Genomic DNA, 15,768 nt, shown 5'->3' on the forward strand with positions numbered 1-15,768 from the left:
CAGGCGTTCCCGCCGGAACACCTTGTACGCCGCCACCTGAAGTCGACGCCGGGGAGCCGGCGGCGGCGTACGTCGGACTGGGCGTACCAGCCGTCGCCGGCGTGGTCCTCGTGGACCTCATGGCGCCGACGCTAGGACCGGCTCCGCCCCGCCGCAAGGCGGAACCGCAGGCGGCAGATGACCGCGTCCGTGTCCCGGCGTACGGCGTGCGCGAGGACCGAGCCGCGCTGGTTCTGGAGCAGGCGCTGCCAGACGTGGGCGGGCTCCACCTCGGGGATCAGGACGGTGACACGGGTGGTGGGGTGGTACGTGTAGATCCTCCGCACGTACTCCGACACCGGGCGCCCGACCGTGCGCGTCAGCGAGGGCAGCTCCACCAGGTCGATGCCCGGGTTCCACAGCTCCCAGTCGCGGCGCAGCGCCTCCGACGCGCGCCGGTCGTCGGCGTCCTGGTGGGTGACCGTCACCGCGCGGACCTCGTCGCCGAGGGAGACGGCCGCGTTCAGTGCCTCGCAGGTCAGGCGGGACAGGTTCGACACCGGGACGATCACCAGGGAGTGGTCGCGGTGCGGGGGCTCCGGGACGCGGCCGAGGCCCAGGTCGTCGCCGATCCGGCGGTAGGCGCGGTGCACGGCCTCGAAGCAGAGCACGATCGCGGGCAGCGCGAGCACGATCAGCCAGGCGCCCTCGGTGAACTTGGTGGCCGTGACGACCACCGCCGAGATGCCGGTCAGCAGCGCGCCGAAGCCGTTGAGGAGTGCCTTCGCGGGTCTGCCCGCCGCGCGCCAGTGGAGCACCATCCCCGTCTGGCAGAGCGTGAAGCCGACGAAGACGCCGATCGCGAAGAGCGGCACGAGCGTGTTGGTGTCGCCGCCGGAGAAGACGAGCAGCGCGGCCGACACGGCGGCGAGCGCGAGGACGCCGTGCCGGTGGACCTGGCGGTCGGCCTTCAGGGCGAAGACGTGGGGCAGGTAGTTGTCCCGGGCCAGCAGGCTCATGAGGACGGGCAGGCCGCCGAAGGACGTGTTCGCGGAGAGGGCGAGCAGGACCATCGTCGCGAACTGCACCACGTAGAAAGCCCAGTTGTGGCCGAGCGAGGCGTCCGCGAGCTGGGCAAGGACGGTGACGCCCTCGACCGGCTGGAGCCCGAAGCGCGAGATCAGCACGGACAGGCCGATCAGCATCACACCCAGCAGCGCGCCGAGCGCGACCTCCGCGTGCTGGGCGCGCTTGACGCGCGGTGCGCGGAAGGACGGCACGGCGTTGGCGATCGCCTCGACGCCGGTGAGGGCGGAGCAGCCGGACGCGAACGCCTTCAGGAGGAGCAGCGCGCCGACGGTCGTGGCGTTGGAGGCGAGGACCGAGGCGTGGCCCTCGGCGGCGGCCGTGCTGACCGGCCCCTCGCGGAACAGACCGACCACGATCATGGTCAGGATGGCGCCGACGAATATCGCGGTCGGGGCGATGAAGACGCGCGCCGAGTCGACGATGCCGCGCAGATTGACGGCCGTGACCAGGACGAGGACGGCCAGGCAGATCCACACCCGGTCGCCGTACAGCTCGGGGAAGGCGGAGGTGAGCGCCGCGACGCCCGCGGTGACGGCGACGGCGACGTTCAGGACGTAGTCGAGGACGAGCGAAGCCGCCGCGACCAGGCCCGCCCTGCGGCCCAGGTGGGTCTTGGCGGCGGCGTAACTGCCGCCGCCGTCGGGGAAGGCGGCGATGACCTGGCGGTAGGAGGCGACGAGCACGGCGAGCAGCGCGGCGATTCCCAGGGTCACCGGCAGGGTGAACCCGAGCCCGTGGCCGCCGGCCGCCGCGAGGACCAGGACGATGGCCTCGGGCCCGTAGGCGACCGAGGCCATCGCGTCGAGGGAGAGTGCGGCGAGGCCCTGCACGGCGGTGAGCCGGTGGCGGTCCTCGGGGTGTGCCGCGCCCCCGGTATCCGGGGGTTCCTCGACGGCGACGTCGGTGAGGCTGTCCGGGGACTCGGAGACGGTGGTCATGGGTGGGCCCCTCCAGGCGGGTTCGTTCGCTTGAGCGATGCCCAGCGTGGGTGTGCCCCGAGCCGGCCGCGGGCCCTTTTGGCGGCTCCTTGGCGCGTGGGGTGCGGATCTTCACGCGTCTTTGACGTGGGGCGTCAGCGGTACGTCAACGCTGCTGACTCCGCGGCGAGTCCGTCCTACGGTGCCGCACATGCGACATGACAGGGGTGGTGGATACGTGCTGCGGGGCCGGGGAGGGGGCGTGGGCGTGGGCGTGGACGGTGTGGTGTCCGACCGGCGCTGGGCGGCGGATGTGCGGGCCGCCGTGTTCTGCGCCCTTGCGCTCTTCGCGCTGGTTGTCCTGATCGACCTGGCCAACGGCACGTTGGACGTGCTGCGGGGTGTGCTGTGGGCGGGGCTTTCGGGGCTGCTCTATCTGATCCTGCATCCGGTGCGGGTGACGGTGGGGCCGGGGTGGCTCGCCGTGCGGGGGCTGCTGCGGCATCGGCACGTCTGTACGGGACTGCTGACCGCCGTGCGGTACAGCGAGGGGGTCGCGGCGCGGCTCGTGCTGTGTGACTCGCTCGGGAATCGGGTGGAGGTGGAATCCCGGGTGCTGGTGGAGAATCCGCTGTTGTTGCACCGGTTGGAGGTGGGGGCGGGGGATGCGCGGGAGCGGGGGCTGCTGCGGACCGGCTCCGAGGTCCTTGGGCGGCTCTCGGCCCGGCTTGACGGGGATGTGGCCAAGGGGGTCTTCGAGGTGTCGGGGCTGCGGTAGGGGCGGCTGTCCCCGCGGGGCCAGGTGACTGTCCCAGCGGGGCCTTCGTCGCCGCTGATCACCGGCTCCGCACGGTCGTACGACTCCGAGAACTCCCGTACCGAGCCCAGATCCCCGAGGTCGAGCTGCGCCACGGCGGGCGAGTTCGCGGGCGGTGACACAGCCCGCGTTCCAGCCCGTCATGACACAGCTCCCTCTGGTTGGGCGCACGCCTGTTCCTCATCGAGTCCCGCTCAGGCCGCGGCGCCCCCGTCGATCACCAGATCCGCGCCCACCACCGACGCCGATTCGTCCGACGCGAGGTACAGCACGGCGGCCGCGACCTCCGACGTCGTCGAGACCCGGCCCAGCGGCGTCGAGGTCTTCATGCGCTCCGTGCGCTCGGCAGGGCTCTCGCCCTGGCGCAGCGACATGCTGGTGTCGGAGGAGCCGGGGCTCACGGCGTTGATCCGTATCCCCTCCCCGATGTACTCGGCGGCGGCCCCCTTGGTCAGCGCGGAGACGGCCGCCTTGGTGGCGCCGTAGCCGACGGTGCCCGGAACGCTGATGTGGGCGCCCAGCGTGGAGGAGATGTTGACGATGGCCCCGCCGCCGGGCTGCGTGCGCATCTGCCGCACCTCGGCCTGGAGGGCGAGCAGTACGCCGGTGACGTTGATGTCGAGCATCGTGCGCCACTCCTCCTCGGGCAGCTCCGCGACCGGCTGCCCGGCGCGCAGGACGCCCGCGTTGTTGACGGCCACGTCCAGGGAGCCGAACCGCTCGACGGTGGCGCCGACGAGCGTCGCGAGGTCGGTGGAGCGCGAGACGTCGGCGGTGACGGCGAGTGCGGTGCCGCCGGCGTCCTCGATGAGCCCCACGGTCTCCTTGAGCGGGCCTTCGGTGCGCCCGGCGACGACGACGTTCGCGCCCTCCGCGGCGAAGGCGAGCGCCATGGCACGGCCGAGGCCGGAGCCGCCGCCGGTGACGAGGGCCGTGCGGCCGGCGAAACGGGTGCGCGGTGCTGAAGTCATGACAGAGCTCTTTTCTTGAACGATCGGTTCAGTATGAGGGCATGAAAAAAGAGGCCAGGGGCGGCAGGGGTGGGATCAGTCCAGCAGGCTCAGCGCCTGCTCCGTCGCGTCCCGCACCCGCGCCGGATCCTTCGACGCCTTGCCGACCACGCGCAGCCCCTGCATCAGGGTCAGGAGCATGCGCGCGAGTGCGAGCGGATCGCGGCCTTCCGGGAGCTCGCCCTGGGCCTGGGCGCGGACGAGCGCGGAGTGCAGCAGCGTCTCCATGTGCTCCCAGTTGCGCTCGACGCAACGGGCGGCCGACTCGTCGTGGGGGCCCAGTTCGGCCGCCGTGTTGGTGATGAAACAGCCGTTCAGGCGCCCTTCGTCGGAGGCCGCCTCGCCTCCGAAGCGGCGTACCACCGCGCGGACGGCGGGCAGTGCGGGGCCCGGCTGGGAGAGCTCGGCGAGCAGGCGCGGATTCTGGAACTCGGCGTACCGCGCCAGCGCCTTCAGATACAGCTCGTGCTTGTTGCCGAACGTCGCGTAGATGCTGGCCCGTCCGATGCCGAGAGCTTCGACGAGGTCCGCCATCGACGTCGCCTCGTAGCCGCGCCGCCAGAACAGCTCTAGGGCCGACTGGAGCGCGGCGTCCGGATCGAATTCCTTGGTCCTGGCCACGAGGAGAGATTAAGCAATACTGGAACGGTCGGTCAAGTAGTGACTTCGGTCAGACTCAGTAGTGGCTTCGGTCAGGCGAGGCGGACGACGTGCGTCTCCACCGTCACCGAGTCGTCGTCCAGGCACCGCCCCGTCTCCAGGTCGAAGCGCTGCTTGAGGAGGGGCGAGGCGACGAACGGGCGGCCGGCCGCCGCGCCGAGCAGGCCGCGCGAGAGCACCGCGGCGCCCGTGAACGGGTCGCGGTTGTCGATCGCGTACGCACGGCCCGTGCGGTCGATGAAGAGCGCGGCCTGGCGGCCGTCGGGGAGCAGCGCGGCGATGCCGCGTCCCGGCTGGAGGTGCGCGCGGTCGCAGACCTCGAACCAGTCGTCCTTCAGGCGGAGTTGAATGCTCATCGGGATGCAGCACCTTCCAGGTCGCGGGGGCGGGAGCCGATGGTGAGGAGGGGCAGGTCCGGCTTGATCTGGTCCCGCTCCGGGACGAAGCTCACGGTCGGGTCGGGGACGTCCGGCGCGTTCACGAAGGACACGAACCGGGCCAGACGCTCGGGGTCGTTGATGGTCTCGGACCACTCGTCGCGGTAGTGCGCGACGTGGTCGGCCATCAGGGCCTCCAGCTCGGCGCAGAGACCGAGCGAGTCGTGGACGACCACATCGCGTACGTGGTCGAGGCCGCCCTCGATCCGCTCCAGCCAGGTCGATGTGCGCTCAAGACGGTCGGCCGTACGGATGTAGAACATCAGGAACCGGTCGATGAGGCGCACCAGTTCGGCGTCGGACAGATCCTGCGCGAGCAGGTCGGCGTGGCGCGGGGTCGCGCCGCCGTTGCCGCCCACGTACAGGTTCCAGCCGCTGGACGTGGCGATCACGCCGAAGTCCTTGGACTGGGCCTCCGCGCACTCGCGGGCGCAGCCGGAGACGGCCGACTTCAGCTTGTGCGGGGAGCGCAGGCCCCGGTAGCGCAGCTCCAGGTCGATCGCCATCCGGACCGAGTCCTGGACGCCGTAACGGCACCAGGTCTGCCCGACGCAGGACTTCACCGTGCGAAGGGACTTCCCGTACGCGTGACCCGACTCGAAGCCCGCGTCCACCAACCGCGTCCAGATCAGCGGCAGTTGCTCGACGCGCGCGCCGAACATGTCGATGCGCTGGCCACCGGTGATCTTCGTGTAGAGCCCGAAGTCCCGTGCCACCTCGCCGATCACGATCAGCTTGTCCGGGGTGATCTCGCCGCCGGGGATGCGCGGCACGACCGAGTAGGAGCCGTTCTTCTGGAGGTTGGCGAGGAAGTGATCGTTCGTGTCCTGGAGGGAGGCCTGCTCGCCTTCGAGCACGTACCCGTCGGCGCCGATCGTCGGGGCCAGCGAGGCGATGATCGAACCGACCGCCGGCTTGCAGGTCTCGCAGCCCTCGGTGCCGCGGGCGGACTCGCGGCCGTGGGAGTCCAGGAGCTGCCGGTAGGAGGTGATGCCCAGGGTGTGGACGATCTCGTACAGCTCCTGGCGGGTCTGGCCGAAGCAGCCGCACAGGCCCTTGTCGACCTCGACGCCCGACGCCTCCAGCTCGTCGTTGACGAGCATGCCGAGCACTTTCACACAACTGCCGCAGCCCGTACCGGCCTTGGTGCACTTCTTGACCTCGGGCACGGTCGTGCAGCTGTGCTCGGTGACGGCGCCGCGGATCGTGCCCTTGGTGACGTTGTGGCAGGAGCAGATGACCGCGGAGTCCGGCAGCGAGGACGGGCCGATCGACACCGGGCCGCCCGCGCCCGCGGGCAGCACCAGCTGCTCCGGCGAGACCGGCGGCACGCTGCCCGTCATCGGCCGCAGCACGCCGTACGCCTCCGCGTCGCCGACCAGAACGCCGCCGAGCAGCTCGCCGCCCGCGCCGATGACCAGCTTCTTGTACGTTCCCGAGCGCGAGTCGGAGTAGACGACGTCCAGGCAGTCCGGGGTCGCGCCGTGCGCGTCGCCGAAGGAGGCGACGTCCACGCCCAGGAGCTTCAGCTTGGTCGACATGTCGGCGCCGGTGAAGCTCGACTCCTCCGTGGCGATCGCGGCGGCCACGGTCTCGGCCATGTCGTAGCCGGGCGCGACGAGCCCGTACACCCGGCCGTCCGAGGCCTGGGCGCACTCGCCGATCGCGTACACGGCCGGGTCGCTGGTGCGGCACTGCTCGTCGACGGTGATGCCGCCGCGCTCGCCCACCGAAAGGCCGCTCTCACGGGCGAGTTGATCGCGGGGCCGGACACCGGCGGAGAACACGACCAGATCAGTGGCGAGTTCACTCCCGTCCGACAGCTTCATCCCGCTGACGGCACCGTCCGTGGCGACGATCTCCTGGGTGCCGACGCCCGTGTGCACGGACAGGCCCATGCCGGTGATGGTGCGCAGGAGCGCCGCGCCGCCGCCTTCGTCGACCTGCACCGGCATCAGCCGCGGCGCGAACTCCACGACGTGCGTGTCGAGTCCGAGCCCGCGCAGCGCGCCCGCCGCCTCCAGGCCGAGCAGCCCGCCGCCGACGACGGCGCCGGTCGTGGCGTACGTCTTCGCGTACTCCTCGATGGCGAGCAGGTCCTCGATCGTGCGGTAGACGAAACACCCGGTGGTGTCCTTGCCGGGCACCGGCGGCACAAAGGGGAAGGAGCCGGTGGCCAGGACGAGGGTGTCGTAGGCGAAGGTCTGTCCGGAGCGCGCGGTGACGGTCTTCGCGTCGCGGTCGACGGTCTCCGCGGGGTCGCCGACGTAGAGCTCGATGCCGTGCTTCTCGATGAACTCCGGGTCTGTGAGTGAGAGTTCGTCGGGCGTGCGGCCCGCGAAGTACGAGGTGAGCTGTACGCGGTCGTAGGCGGGCCGGGGCTCCTCGCACAGGACGACCACGCGGTGCGTTGCGGTGAGGCCGCGTGCGGCGATGGCCTCCAGGAAGCGCTGGCCGACCATGCCGTGCCCGACCAGCACGATGGTGTTGTCGTGCGCGCTGTGGCGGCGGGTGTCCATGGGCATCTCAGAGGCCTCCGTCTTGGGTGAGCAGGTGGAGCAGGGGGCTGCCGTCGTCGGGCAGCAGGTCGTCGGCCTCCCAGGCGCGGGCGAGCGCGCCGACGGCGGTGAGCTCGCCGAGCAGTACGCCGCCGACGAGCCGGTCATCGCGCACGACGACCTTGCGGTACGTGCCACGGGTGGCGTCCGCGAGCTGGACGACGTCGTCGTCGGGCCGGTGCTCGGGGTCGCCGAAGGCCGCCAGGTCCAGGGGAGCGGAGCCGGGGCTTCCGTTGTGCAGGGTGAGGCGGGTGAGGGCTCGGGTGCCGGAGTAGGGGCGCGCGTCCTGCGGGGAGATCAGGGCGTCCGCGAGGGCGTCGGCCTGTTCCAGCGCGGGGGCCGCGAGGCAGCGGGCCTCGCCGGAGTGCTCGGCGCAGTCGCCGATGGCGCGGATGTGCGGGTCGGAGGTGCGCAGCTCGTCGTCCACGACGATGCCGCGGCGTACGTCAAGGCCCGCGGCCTGCGCGAGCCCCGTGCGGGGGCGGACCCCGCAGGCGAGGACGGTGAGGTCGGTGCCGAGTACGTAGCCGTCGGCGAGCTCCACCGAGCGGATGGCCCCGCCGGTCTGGCGCACCCCGCGTACGCGGCACTCGGTGTGCACTTCCACCCCGAGTTCGGTGAGGTGCCGGTGGACCAGCGCGCTGGCTGCCGGGTCGAGCTGGCGCTCCATGAGCCGGTCGCCCTGCTGGGTGAGGACGACCTGGGCGCCGCGGACGGCGAGCGCGCGGGCGGCGGATACGCCGAGCAGCCCGCCGCCGATGACGACGACGCGGGTGCCGGGTACGACGGCCTCGGACAGGGCGAGGCAGTCGTCCATTGTCCGGAAGGCGTGCACGCCGCGCGGCAGGTCTGCGGCACCGGGCTCGAAGAGACCGCGCAGGGGCGGCAGTACGGGGTTGGAGCCGGTCGCGAGGACGAGGGTGCCGTACGGGACGACGCTGCCGTCCGCGCAGTGCACGATCCGGTCCGCGCGGTCCACGCGGACGGCGCGGGTGCGGAGGAACTCGCCGGGTACGGGCGGCAGGCCGATGACCTCGGGGCCGAGGCGCCCGGAGAGGACGTCGGCGAGGAGCACGCGGTTGTACGGTGCGTGCGGCTCCTCCCCGATGAGGGTGACGTCGCCGGAGCCTCCGAGCCGCTGGGCGAGGCGGACACCGGCGAGGCCGCCGCCGATCACCACCACGCGTGAGTGCGGGCTCTGGGTGCCCGGGGTCGAAGAGGTCATGTACGGCAGAGTGCGGGGGCGGTGTTACCCGGCCGCATCCTGACTGTTTCCCGGCGGGAACGCTGCCCTCAGCGGGCGCCGGGGCGGGGTGTGAGGGGTCTGGCCGGGGGCCTTGCGAGGCCGCGGTCCTTACCCCGCATCCGCCTCCGGCCGAACGAGCCTCTCCCACCCACCCGCCCGTTCACCCCGCATCCGCCCCCGGACGAACTTGCTTTCCCGCCCACCCGCCCATTACCCGGTAGTCGGGAGCGCTCGTGAGGGGACGTGCCGGTATGTCTGCCCGGAGCACGGTTCCCTGCGCTCCAGTAGCGCAGCAGCCCCGCAGCCACCGGACGATAGCGAGGACGGACATACCGGCACGGCCCCGCCCCCACAGGCGAACCAGCCCCGCAGCACACACGCCCCCGCAGTCGGCAGCGTCCCGCCCCGCACCCGGACCAGCTCCTCCCCGCTCCAAGGCGGACCCGCCCGGACTTAACCCCCGTTGAGCCGACCCTCAAGCCCACCTTAAGGATCAGCAGTAACCCCCTGACCAGCCACTTTTGCCCCCGCCCCGCGCCTAGTCTGCGGCGGTGACCACCGAGGTAGCCGACTCCCGACTTGCCGCGTATCCCGCGCTCTCCGCGTACCTGCGCCAGACGGAGGGACCGCAGGTTCCGCCCATGCCCGCGCATCCCCCGCGGCCCCCGCGGCCCCGCGCCGCCACCCCAGTTCCCCCTGCCCGCGTCACCCCCACCGCCCTGCGCAACGGAATCCTCGCCGGAACCCTCGCCGTCACCGCGCTCTGGGCCGTGCAGGCCGAACCCTCGGCCCGGCTCGACGTGCTCTTCGCGACCGGCGCCCACCTCACCGGACTGCTCGCCGGGTACGGCGTTCTCGTCATGCTCTTCCTGATGGCCCGCGTCCCCGCCGTCGAGCACGGCGTGGGCGCCGACCGGCTCGCGCGGCTGCACGCCCTCGGCGGCCGCTACGTCCTCACCCTGTGTCTGGGCCATGCCCTGCTCGCCCTGTGCGGATACGCCGCCCACGCCGACACCGACCTCCTCAGCGCCGCCCTCGGCCTGCTCGGCTATCCGGGGCTCGCCCTCGCCGTCGTCGGCACCGCCCTGCTCATGGCCGTCGGCGTCACATCGGCCCGCGCGATGCGGCGCCGCGTCCCGCACGAGACATGGCGGGCCGTGCATCTGCTGACCTTCCTCGCCGCGGCGCTCGCCTTCGTGCACCAGCTCGCGGGGCCGGACGTGGCGGGCAGCATCCTGACGGTGTGGATGTGGTCGATGCTGCACGCCACGGTGGCGGTCCTGCTCGTCTGGTACCGCGTCGTCGTCCCCGTGCGGCAGGCGCTGAAGCACAGCCTGCGCGTCATCGACGTACGCGACGAAGGGCCCGGTGTCGTGTCGGTCGTGATGCAGGGCATCGGCCTCGACGAGCTGCGGGCCGAACCCGGACAGTTCTTCCGCTGGCGCTTCCTGCGGCGCAGGCTCTGGCGCACCGCGCTGCCGTTCTCGCTCTCCGCGCCGGTGCGCGACGACACCCTGCGGATCACCGTGAAGGCCATCGGCGACCACACGCGGCGGATGCGGCGGCTGAAGCCGGGGACGCGGGTGCTCGCCACGGGCCCCTTCGGGGCGCTCACCGCGCATCGCCGTACGAAGAGGAAGGTGCTGCTGCTCGCGGGCGGGGTCGGGATCACCCCGATGCGGGCGTTGTTCGAGACGCTGCCGGGTGGGCCGGGGGACATCACCCTGCTCTACCGGGCAGGCAGCGCCGAGCAGCTCGTGCTGCGCGACGAGCTGGAGGAGATCGCCCGGAGCAGGGGAGCGGGGCTGCACTATCTGCTCGGCCGTTCCGACGCGTCCTTCGACCCTTCCCCAAGCTCTCAACTTCGTTCGAGCAGGGGAGACCCCATTTCCCCGCAGGCCCTGCGCAACCTCATCCCCGACCTCGCCGAGCACGACGTGTATCTGTGCGGGCCGCCCGGGATGGCCGCCTCCGCCACCGCCGCGCTCGTACGGGCCGGGGTGCCCGACGAGCGCATCCACGCCGAGTGCTTCACCTTCTGACCGCCTTCTGACCACCTTCTGAGAGGGGATTACAGGCCGATATGGGACGTCATCGCAAACCCGTGGGCCCGGCCCAGGGCCCCACCCTGCAGGCCCGCCGCAAGCTGGCGACGGGCCTCGCCGGAGCGAGCGCGCTGGTCGCCACGGTCCTCGCGCTCACCGTCGAACCGGCGTCGCCGCCCGCTCCCGACCGCGCACCGGCGGGGGTCCCGGCACCTCAGGCGGCTCCCTGAGCGGGGGTCCCGGCACCTCAGGCGGCCCCCTGAGGAGGAAACCTCTGAAGACCCTCAACTCTCCCGGATTTCATGGACGGCGTGATCACCCCCTCCATAAGGTCGCGATCATGCCCGACATATCTCTGACCACCGTCGTCGTCCTCTGCGTGGCCGCCCTCGCGGCCGGCTGGATCGACGCGGTGGTGGGCGGTGGCGGCCTGCTCCTCCTGCCCGCCCTGCTGCTCGGACTTCCCGGCTCGACCCCGGCCGCGCACGCCCTCGGGACGAACAAGGCCGTCGCCATCGTCGGCACGACCGGCGCCGCGGTGACGTACGTGAGGAAGACGCCCGTCGACGTGCCCACCGCCGTACGGATCGGGCTCGCCGCGCTCGCCGGGTCGATGGGCGGCGCCTTCTTCGCCGCCGGCATGAGCACCGAGGTGCTCAAGCCCGTGATCATGGTGGTGCTGCTCGGGGTCGGTGCCTTCGTCATCTTCCGGCCCGCCTTCGGCACCGCGCCCTCCGCCGAGCCCGCATCGCCCAAGCGCATCCTCGCCGCCATCGGCCTCGCGGGCCTCGGCATCGGGTTCTACGACGGCCTCATCGGACCCGGCACCGGCACCTTCCTGGTCCTCGCGCTGACCGCCGTACTCCACCTCGACCTGGTGTCCGCCTCCGCGACGGCCAAGATCGTCAACTGCTGCACGAACGCGGGCGCCCTCGCGATGTTCGCCTGGCAGGGCGCGGTCCTGTGGCAACTGGCCGCTCTGATGGCCGTCTTCAACCTCGCGGGCGGCATGTTCGGCGCCCACACCGCCCTGAAGAAGGGCAGCGGATTCGTCCGCGTCGTGCTGCTCACGACCGTGTTCGCCCTCGTCGCGAAGATGGCGTACGAACAGTGGCTCGCCTGAGGAGCCAGCACATCTCGCGGGCACACATCTCGCGGGCACACCTCTCGTCGGCACCTCTCGGCGGCCCCTGCCCGCACGCGTCCGTCAGCGCACGCTCGTCAGGTGCGCGAACACCACCACATTGCCCTGGTAGCCCGTCTTCCTCGAATAGCTGCCGCCGCACGTGATCACGCGCAGCTCCGGCCGGTCCGCAGCCCCGTACACCTTCTCGTCCGGGAAGTCCTTCGCGTCGTAGACCTCGTTCGCGTCGACCGTGAACACGGCCACGCTGCCGTCCCTGCGTTCGATCTCGATGGTGCGGCCCCGGGTCAGGCCGCCCAGGTCGTAGAAGACGGACGGCCCGTCGGCGTTGTCGACGTGCCCCGCCACGATGGCGGTGCCGCTCTCGCCCGGCGTCGTCCCCGACTCGTACCAGCCCGCGAGGTTCGTCCGCTTCGGAGGCGGTACGTCGAGACTGCCCTGCCGCGTGAGTCCGAGCCCCATGAGGGGGGCGTCGACCCGGATCGCGGGGATCCGGATCCGGTCGGGCGGGGACGGGGGGAGCGCCGCGGCGGCCGACGCGCGGCCGGAAGGGGGATGCGCCGACGCGGCCTGCGCGGCGGACGGCTGGGGCGGGGGATGGGACGCGGTGCCGTTGTGCAGCAGCCACGCCCCGGAGCACAGGGCAAGGACGGTGACCGCGGCTATGGCGGAGTTGACGGTCTTCCTCCGGGCGGGCTTCCGGCCGGGCTTCCCGCCGGGGTCCCCGGCGGCGGGGCTCCCCGGGTCAGGGCTGTTCCTGCTCGGGCTGTTCCTGTGCATCACTCGACTCGTCCCCCTCAGGGTTCGGGGAGGCCGGTCCCCGCTTCCCTCTCCGGATCCACGAGGGACAGGCGGACCCGGAGAGGGAGGGGGCTGGCGGTACCGGTGGACAGCGGAGGGTGTCCGTCAGATCCTGTCGCCTCTCGCCCGGCGATGCAGGAGCCAGGTACCGCCCGCGGCGGCGACGGCAAGCGCCGCCACACCCGCCGCGGTCTGCACGGGATCGGGGCCCAGAGCGCCACCGACCCCCGTCTTCACATGTCCCTTCGGAGCCACCTGCTGCTGCTCACGTGCGGCGGCGGTGGAGGTGATCGTCACGGACAGATCGCCCGCGACCTGCTTGCCGTCCGCGCCGGAGCCGGAGCACTTCGCGACGATCTCGTAGGTGCCGGGCTGAGCCGACGGCGGCACCTTGAACTGGCCGGTCGCGTTCTGCTCGTGGTCCTCGTCCGTGCTCGGCGCGAGCGTGAACGTGCCCGCGCCCACCGCGCTGGCATCGCCCGAAGCGGTTCCTCCGCCGCCGCACGCGGAGGTGCTCACGGTGACCGTGGAGCCGGGCATGACCGTGGCGGGATGGATCTCCAGGCCGCCCCCGGCGGCGAGTACCGCGGCAGCCGCGGGGGGCGACAGGAGGCCCGCCGATGCGACGGCGAGCGCGGCAGTGGTCAGCAGGCGGGCTTTGCGCATCGTGCTTGCTCCTCCGAGGGACCTTCAGAGGGGCACGGCCCGCGGCACCCCCAAGTGCCGCTGCGTCGGTCGAACCCCGCTCTACCGAGGTAAGTGGCACTCGGCGGCGCACGCCTCCTGAAGGTCTGTCAGAAACTCTGTGGTGGAGCGGCTCCTGACACTTCGACGGGAACATTCCAGCAGGTCACCCGGCGTGTCGCCGAGAAGTATCCGAAGGGGGTGCACGGCGCCTGTGAATGGGTGACCCGCGATCCCGGCGGGGCCTTTCCCGGGCGCCCGCCGGACCCCGGCCCGGACCTGAGTCCGCCTCAGACCGCGTCCCACGGAACGTCGGCGTAGAGCCCCGCCAGCGTTCCCATCAGCTTCTCGTCGACCGCGAACTCCGTGGCGTCGATCCGCCGCACCGGCGCGATGCCCCGCGCGTTCGTGACGAAGGCGGCCGCGTACGACGAGAGGTCCGCGAGCGTGACCGGGGCCCGGCGCGTGGGCAGCCCGGCGGCCGCGAGCCGCGGTTCGAGCAGCTGCATCGTGATGCCGGTCAGGCAGGGCGCGTCGGGCCAGACGATCCCGGAGCCGTCGTAGAAGGCGATGTTCGTGACGGCGCCCTCGCTGATCGTCCCGTCGGGCCCGGTGAGCAGGGCGTCGTCGAAGCCCGCGCGCCGTGCGAGCTCCCCGTGGCGGGCCTGCCCGAAGCCGCCCAGGTGCTTGATGTGCGGGAAGGGCCGCTGGTAGGGGACGGACCGCAGGGCCTGCGGGCTCTCGGACACCCCGCCCGGCGCCCGGACGGTGACCGTCACGGACGGCTCGCCCTCGGGTGCGTGGACATGGACGCGTACGGAAGCGTCGGCGATGTCGTCGCGGAGCACGTGCCGGATGAGTGCGCGGACGTGTTCGCCGTCGAGCTCCCGGTCGAAGAGCTCGCGCGTGGCCGCGTCGAGCCGGGCCAGATGCAGCGCGAGCCCGCGTGTCGCGCCGCCCCTGACCTGCATCGCGGTGAAGTGCCCGACCCCGCCGAGAGCGGGCCACAGCAGTCGGTCGGCGGTGGCGGCCCGGCCGTCGATCTCAAGGCGCTGCAGAGGCGCGGGAGTTGTCATGGGCTTCACGGTACGACGTGGGGCGAGGGCGAGTGGGGGGGGGCGGGGGAGCGGCGGACGAGGGCGGTGGCGACAACGGAACAGCAGCCGGACGAGGCAGTCACACGAAAGCTGGACGGCAGCCGCGCGGCGCCGTGCGACAGCCGGACGGCAGTCGAGGGGCAGCCGAGCGAAAGGCGGACGAAAGCCGGGCGGCAGCCGGGCGCAAGGCGCGCGGCAGTCACACGAAAGCCGGGCGGCAGCCGCGCGGAACCGAGCGACAGCCGGACGGCAGCCGCGCGGCACCGAGCCACAGCCGGACGGCAGTCGAGGGGCAGCCGGACGAAAGCCGGGCGAAAGCCGGACGGCAGCCGCGGGACAGTCGCACGACAGCCGGACGGCAGCTACGCGGCACCGGACGGCAGCCGGACGAAAGCCGGACGAAAGCCGGGCGGCAGCCGGGCGCAAGGCGCGCGGCAATCACACGAAAGCCGGGCGGCAGCCGCGCGGCACCGAGCCACAGCCGGACGACAGCCGCGCGGCACCGAGCCACAGCCGGACGGCAGTCGCGCGCCGAACCCGTCGAACTCGCCGAAGGAGCCGCTTGACCTCAACCTAGGTTGAGCAACGAGGCTCTCCCCATGACCCAGAACGCGACTGCCGCTGATTCCCCGTCCACCACTACGTCCACCGCCCCGTTCGCCGCATCTGCCACGCCCGCCACACCCCTTCGCGTCGCCGTCATCATCGGAAGCAACCGCGAGGGCCGTTTCGGACCGATCGTCGCCGAGTGGCTGCTGACCCGGATCCGCGAGCACGCGGACTTCGAGGTGGACGTCATCGACCTGGCCGAATCCCATCTGCCGACCGCGCTCTCCTTCAACCCGTCGCCCGAGACGCTCGCCGAGCTGGGCAAGGTCACCCCGAAGCTGGCCGCCGCCGACGCCTTCGTGGTCCTCACCCCCGAGTACAACCACTCCTACCCCGCGTCCCTCAAGAGCCTCATCGACTGGCACAACGCCGAATGGCAGGCCAAGCCCCTCGCCTTCGTCTCCTACGGAGGCCTCTCCGGCGGTCTGCGCGCGGTCGAGCACCTGCGTCCGGTCTTCGCCGAGCTGCACACCATGACGATCCGCGACACCGTCTCCTTCCACAACGCGGGCGGGCTCTTCGCCGACGACGGCACCCACAAGGACCCGACGGCCGCGAACGCCGCGGCCAAGTCGATGCTCGACCAGCTCCACTGGTGGGCGTGGGCGCTGCGCAGCGCCAAGGAAGTCCGCCCTTACGGCAGTTGAGATCCGGCCCGGCATGCGGGGTGCCAGA

14 protein-coding genes are annotated in these 15,768 nt (G+C 72.1%); 5 read left to right on the forward strand and 9 right to left on the reverse strand.

Going from position 1 to position 15,768, the window contains the following annotated elements:
- Nucleotides 1-131: 131 nt before the first annotated feature.
- A complete protein-coding gene (locus M4V62_RS28440; protein ID WP_249590042.1) occupies nucleotides 132-2,006 on the reverse strand; it encodes an APC family permease in 1,875 nt (624 codons plus the stop codon).
- 190 nt (nucleotides 2,007-2,196) lie between these two features.
- On the opposite strand from M4V62_RS28440, the gene M4V62_RS28445 reads away from it, so the two are divergent.
- Nucleotides 2,197-2,763 (forward strand): hypothetical protein, encoded by a 567-nt coding sequence (locus M4V62_RS28445; RefSeq protein ID WP_249590043.1) that lies wholly within the window; start codon nucleotides 2,197-2,199, stop codon nucleotides 2,761-2,763.
- A gap of 233 nt (nucleotides 2,764-2,996) precedes the next feature.
- Here the strand turns inward: M4V62_RS28445 and M4V62_RS28450 are convergent, their stop codons facing one another.
- The 5 genes from M4V62_RS28450 to M4V62_RS28470 all read right to left on the reverse strand — a co-directional run bounded on the left by M4V62_RS28450 (nucleotide 2,997) and on the right by M4V62_RS28470 (nucleotide 8,692).
- On the reverse strand, nucleotides 2,997-3,773 hold the full coding sequence (locus M4V62_RS28450; RefSeq protein ID WP_249590044.1) for an SDR family NAD(P)-dependent oxidoreductase: 777 nt from the start codon (nucleotides 3,771-3,773) through the stop codon (nucleotides 2,997-2,999).
- A gap of 75 nt (nucleotides 3,774-3,848) precedes the next feature.
- Complete coding sequence (locus M4V62_RS28455) at nucleotides 3,849-4,433, reverse strand: TetR/AcrR family transcriptional regulator (RefSeq protein ID WP_249590045.1); 585 nt, start codon at nucleotides 4,431-4,433, stop codon at nucleotides 3,849-3,851.
- 71 nt (nucleotides 4,434-4,504) lie between these two features.
- Nucleotides 4,505-4,828 (reverse strand): nitrite reductase small subunit NirD, encoded by a 324-nt coding sequence (gene nirD / locus M4V62_RS28460; protein ID WP_249590046.1) that lies wholly within the window; start codon nucleotides 4,826-4,828, stop codon nucleotides 4,505-4,507.
- The gene (gene nirB, locus M4V62_RS28465) at nucleotides 4,825-7,434 is read right to left on the reverse strand and encodes a nitrite reductase large subunit NirB (RefSeq protein WP_283779115.1); all 2,610 of its coding nucleotides are present in this window, start codon (nucleotides 7,432-7,434) and stop codon (nucleotides 4,825-4,827) included. The genes nirD and nirB overlap by 4 nt, the downstream gene beginning before the upstream one ends.
- 1 nt (nucleotide 7,435) lies before the next feature.
- Nucleotides 7,436-8,692 carry an NAD(P)/FAD-dependent oxidoreductase gene (locus M4V62_RS28470; RefSeq protein ID WP_249590047.1) on the reverse strand — a complete coding sequence of 419 codons (1,257 nt, stop codon included), beginning with the start codon at nucleotides 8,690-8,692 and terminating at the stop codon, nucleotides 7,436-7,438.
- Nucleotides 8,693-9,264: 572 nt separating this feature from the next.
- On the opposite strand from M4V62_RS28470, the gene M4V62_RS28475 reads away from it, so the two are divergent.
- The 3 genes from M4V62_RS28475 to M4V62_RS28485 all read left to right on the forward strand — a co-directional run bounded on the left by M4V62_RS28475 (nucleotide 9,265) and on the right by M4V62_RS28485 (nucleotide 11,881).
- Nucleotides 9,265-10,755, forward strand: coding sequence for a ferredoxin reductase family protein (locus tag M4V62_RS28475; protein ID WP_249590048.1), 1,491 nt, complete (start codon nucleotides 9,265-9,267; stop codon nucleotides 10,753-10,755).
- Nucleotides 10,756-10,796: 41 nt separating this feature from the next.
- Entirely contained in the window at nucleotides 10,797-10,988 is a 192-nt protein-coding gene (locus M4V62_RS28480) for a hypothetical protein (protein ID WP_249590049.1), read from the forward strand.
- Nucleotides 10,989-11,098: 110 nt separating this feature from the next.
- A complete protein-coding gene (locus tag M4V62_RS28485) occupies nucleotides 11,099-11,881 on the forward strand; it encodes a sulfite exporter TauE/SafE family protein (RefSeq protein ID WP_249590050.1) in 783 nt (260 codons plus the stop codon).
- 84 nt (nucleotides 11,882-11,965) lie between these two features.
- Here the strand turns inward: M4V62_RS28485 and M4V62_RS28490 are convergent, their stop codons facing one another.
- From M4V62_RS28490 to M4V62_RS28500, 3 genes are all read right to left on the reverse strand, one after another.
- Nucleotides 11,966-12,682: a class F sortase gene (locus M4V62_RS28490; protein WP_249590051.1), complete on the reverse strand. Its 717-nt coding sequence runs from the start codon at nucleotides 12,680-12,682 to the stop codon at nucleotides 11,966-11,968.
- Between the two features lie 126 nt (nucleotides 12,683-12,808).
- Nucleotides 12,809-13,369, reverse strand: coding sequence for a GVDTG sorting domain-containing protein (locus tag M4V62_RS28495; protein WP_249590052.1), 561 nt, complete (start codon nucleotides 13,367-13,369; stop codon nucleotides 12,809-12,811).
- 308 nt (nucleotides 13,370-13,677) lie between these two features.
- Nucleotides 13,678-14,463: an aminotransferase class IV family protein gene (locus M4V62_RS28500; RefSeq protein WP_249590053.1), complete on the reverse strand. Its 786-nt coding sequence runs from the start codon at nucleotides 14,461-14,463 to the stop codon at nucleotides 13,678-13,680.
- 620 nt (nucleotides 14,464-15,083) lie between these two features.
- On the opposite strand from M4V62_RS28500, the gene M4V62_RS28505 reads away from it, so the two are divergent.
- Nucleotides 15,084-15,740 (forward strand): NADPH-dependent FMN reductase, encoded by a 657-nt coding sequence (locus tag M4V62_RS28505; protein ID WP_249590054.1) that lies wholly within the window; start codon nucleotides 15,084-15,086, stop codon nucleotides 15,738-15,740.
- Nucleotides 15,741-15,768 lie beyond the last annotated feature (28 nt).

The organism is Streptomyces durmitorensis, from assembly GCF_023498005.1.
Classification (GTDB): Bacteria; Actinomycetota; Actinomycetes; order Streptomycetales; family Streptomycetaceae; genus Streptomyces; species Streptomyces durmitorensis.

Bases quoted from the DNA above. Each gene is read 5' to 3' on its own strand.
- M4V62_RS28450 (WP_249590044.1), bottom strand. From the start codon at position 3,773: ATGACTTCAGCACCGCGCACCCGTTTCGCCGGCCGCACGGCCCTCGTC.
- M4V62_RS28505 (WP_249590054.1), top strand. From the start codon at position 15,084: ATGACCCAGAACGCGACTGCCGCTGATTCCCCGTCCACCACTACGTCC.
- M4V62_RS28490 (WP_249590051.1), bottom strand. From the start codon at position 12,682: ATGCACAGGAACAGCCCGAGCAGGAACAGCCCTGACCCGGGGAGCCCC.
- M4V62_RS28445 (WP_249590043.1), top strand. From the start codon at position 2,197: ATGCGACATGACAGGGGTGGTGGATACGTGCTGCGGGGCCGGGGAGGG.
- M4V62_RS28470 (WP_249590047.1), bottom strand. From the start codon at position 8,692: ATGACCTCTTCGACCCCGGGCACCCAGAGCCCGCACTCACGCGTGGTG.
- M4V62_RS28495 (WP_249590052.1), bottom strand. From the start codon at position 13,369: ATGCGCAAAGCCCGCCTGCTGACCACTGCCGCGCTCGCCGTCGCATCG.
- M4V62_RS28500 (WP_249590053.1), bottom strand. From the start codon at position 14,463: ATGACAACTCCCGCGCCTCTGCAGCGCCTTGAGATCGACGGCCGGGCC.
- nirB (WP_283779115.1), bottom strand. From the start codon at position 7,434: ATGCCCATGGACACCCGCCGCCACAGCGCGCACGACAACACCATCGTG.
- M4V62_RS28480 (WP_249590049.1), top strand. From the start codon at position 10,797: ATGGGACGTCATCGCAAACCCGTGGGCCCGGCCCAGGGCCCCACCCTG.
- M4V62_RS28440 (WP_249590042.1), bottom strand. From the start codon at position 2,006: ATGACCACCGTCTCCGAGTCCCCGGACAGCCTCACCGACGTCGCCGTC.
- M4V62_RS28485 (WP_249590050.1), top strand. From the start codon at position 11,099: ATGCCCGACATATCTCTGACCACCGTCGTCGTCCTCTGCGTGGCCGCC.
- nirD (WP_249590046.1), bottom strand. From the start codon at position 4,828: ATGAGCATTCAACTCCGCCTGAAGGACGACTGGTTCGAGGTCTGCGAC.